The organism is Pseudomonas fluorescens (genome assembly GCF_902497625.1).
In the GTDB taxonomy this organism is placed as follows: domain Bacteria; phylum Pseudomonadota; class Gammaproteobacteria; order Pseudomonadales; family Pseudomonadaceae; genus Aquipseudomonas; species Aquipseudomonas fluorescens_BQ.
In genome coordinates this window covers 1-1959 of the sequence record NZ_CABVGX010000110.1, presented here as the reverse complement: position 1 = coordinate 1959, position 1959 = coordinate 1, and the positions used below count along the sequence as shown (strand labels likewise).

Annotated in this window: 4 protein-coding genes and 1 pseudogene; 1 reads left to right on the top strand and 4 read right to left on the bottom strand. The window is 61.2% G+C overall.

Annotation, left to right across the window (positions count from 1 at the left end; genetic code table 11):
* A pseudogene (locus F8N12_RS27450) lies at positions 1-121 on the top strand (acyl-CoA thioesterase); the annotation flags it as partial.
* A 173-nt stretch (positions 122-294) separates the two neighbouring features.
* Here the strand turns inward: F8N12_RS27450 and F8N12_RS27440 are convergent.
* From F8N12_RS27440 to F8N12_RS27425, 4 genes are all read right to left on the bottom strand, one after another.
* Positions 295-972, bottom strand: a complete 678-nt coding sequence (locus F8N12_RS27440; protein ID WP_150583091.1) for a response regulator transcription factor — start codon at positions 970-972, stop codon at positions 295-297.
* Between the two features lie 7 nt (positions 973-979).
* On the bottom strand, positions 980-1393 hold the full coding sequence (locus F8N12_RS27435; protein WP_150583090.1) for a translation initiation factor 2: 414 nt from the start codon (positions 1391-1393) through the stop codon (positions 980-982).
* A gap of 108 nt (positions 1394-1501) precedes the next feature.
* Complete coding sequence (locus tag F8N12_RS27430; protein ID WP_008156126.1) at positions 1502-1801, bottom strand: YciI family protein; 300 nt, start codon at positions 1799-1801, stop codon at positions 1502-1504.
* A gap of 1 nt (position 1802) precedes the next feature.
* The coding region (locus tag F8N12_RS27425) for a septation protein IspZ (RefSeq protein ID WP_191623238.1) at positions 1803-1959 on the bottom strand (157 nt) is incomplete at its 5' end.

Genomic DNA, 1959 nt, shown 5'->3' with positions numbered 1-1959 from the left:
AACCGGCGAGCGCTTGACCCGTGCCTGCACCGTGCAGGTGGCGGTCGAAATGAGCAGCCGGGAAATGCAATTGGCCTCGCCGAAGGTCTTCACCGATGCTGTTGAAAGGATTCTGCGATGAACCTGCTAAAAATCGTCTGTAGCAGCTGGCGCAGCCTGCGTCGGCCAACCCACGCTCGGGCGCAGCAGTCGCCTTGCGCTTCATCCGATAAACCGCGGATGCAGGTTTTACGACGGCTTCGCCGCCGGACGCAGCCTCGCGGGCTCGGCAGCTGCTACCAGGTCGCGTTGTTTTCAACGGCTGTAGTAATAACCGCGGCTGCGCAGCGCCACGATGCGCGGGCGGCCATCGGGGTGCGGACCGATCTTTTTGCGCAGATTGCTGACGTGCATATCCAGGCTGCGGTCATACAGGGTCAGTTTGCGGCCGAGGGCTATCTGCGCCAGTGCCTGCTTGTCCAGTGGTTCGCCCGGTTGTTTTAGCAAGGCTTCCAACAGGCGGCTTTCGGAAACGGTGAGGGTGAACTCCTGATCGTCGATGCTGACCACGCCGCGCATCGGGCTGAAACACAAATCGCCCAGCTCGAGCTGGCTGGAGACGGCCGCCGGATGACTGCGGCGCAACACGGCGCGCAAGCGGGCGGTCAGTTCCCGTGGATCGCAGGGTTTGGCCAGGTAATCATCGGCGCCCAGTTCCAGGCCGAGGATGCGGTCAAGCGGTTCGCCGCGCGCCGAGAGCATCAGCACCGGCAGGTCCGGGTGATCACTGCGCAATTGCTTGAGCAATTCCAGGCCACTGCCGTCCGGCAGCATCACGTCCAGCACCACCGCTGCCGGGGACGTTTCGGCCAGCGCACGACGGGCGCTCTGGCCGTCGTGGCAGGCACGCACCTGAAAGCCTTCCTGGCTCAGCCAACTGACCAGCAGCTCACATAGCTCCTGGTCATCATCAATTAATAACAGCTCGCTCATGACTCACTCAATTTAGCCATTGTCGACGTTTTCTATACGCACCGCTGGCGAAGATACCGCAGAGCAGAGCCAATAGCGCTACTCCCGCGCCAACCACGAACCATTGCTGTTGATCCGTCAGAAAGCGCCGCAGCGGGCTGCCGGACTCGCTTTCCTTGAGCTGCTGCTTCAGGCGCTGATTGTCCTGACGCAACCGGCTCAACTGCACGCTCTCACGTTCGGCATGGGTGCCTTGCAATTGCCTGCTCAATTCTTCCCGTCGCTGCTCGCTCAGCTTCAAGCGCTGCTGCAATTCGGCGATCTGGCTCTCTGCACCGAGGGACACAGGCGTTGACTGACTGCCCTCGGCAATTTCCTCAGCGTGGGCGGGTGCCACGATTGCCAACGTGACCCACATCAGACACAACGGACCTTTGCGCATCGGAGCTCCTGATTCCAATTATTATTGGGCAGGTTGTCGGCAGGCAAACGGGAATGATGAGCGATTGAGCGCGCGATGAACCGGGAAGGTTCATCGCGACAGATGACGCTAAGGCAGGACTTGCTTGAACGGCTTGACCGATACATTGGCGTAGACGCCGGCCGCGATGTACGGATCAGCGTCGGCCCAGGCCTGAGCGGCGCTCAGGGAATCGAATTCGGCAACGATCAGGCTGCCGGTGAAACCCGCCGCGCCAGGATCGTTGCTGTCGACCGCCGGGTGCGGGCCGGCCAGAACGATGCGGCCTTCGCCTTTGAGCACTTGAAGGCGCTCAAGGTGAGCCGGCCGTGCGGCCAGGCGGGCTTCCAGGGAGTTGGCGACGTCTGTGGCAATGATTGCGTAAAGCATGTCAGTCCTCGGTTTTTGGCGTTGTAGTATCGGCGTCGTGCATATGACGCGACAGGTAGATGCCCTGTGCGATCAGGAACAGCAAGGTCAGGCCCAGGCTGCCGAAGACTTTGAAGTCGACCCAGTATTCCTGGAACGTGAACGCGACGAACAGGTTG

Bases quoted from the DNA above. Each gene is read 5' to 3' on its own strand.
- F8N12_RS27435 (WP_150583090.1), bottom strand. From the start codon at position 1,393: ATGCGCAAAGGTCCGTTGTGTCTGATGTGGGTCACGTTGGCAATCGTG.
- F8N12_RS27430 (WP_008156126.1), bottom strand. From the start codon at position 1,801: ATGCTTTACGCAATCATTGCCACAGACGTCGCCAACTCCCTGGAAGCC.
- F8N12_RS27440 (WP_150583091.1), bottom strand. From the start codon at position 972: ATGAGCGAGCTGTTATTAATTGATGATGACCAGGAGCTATGTGAGCTG.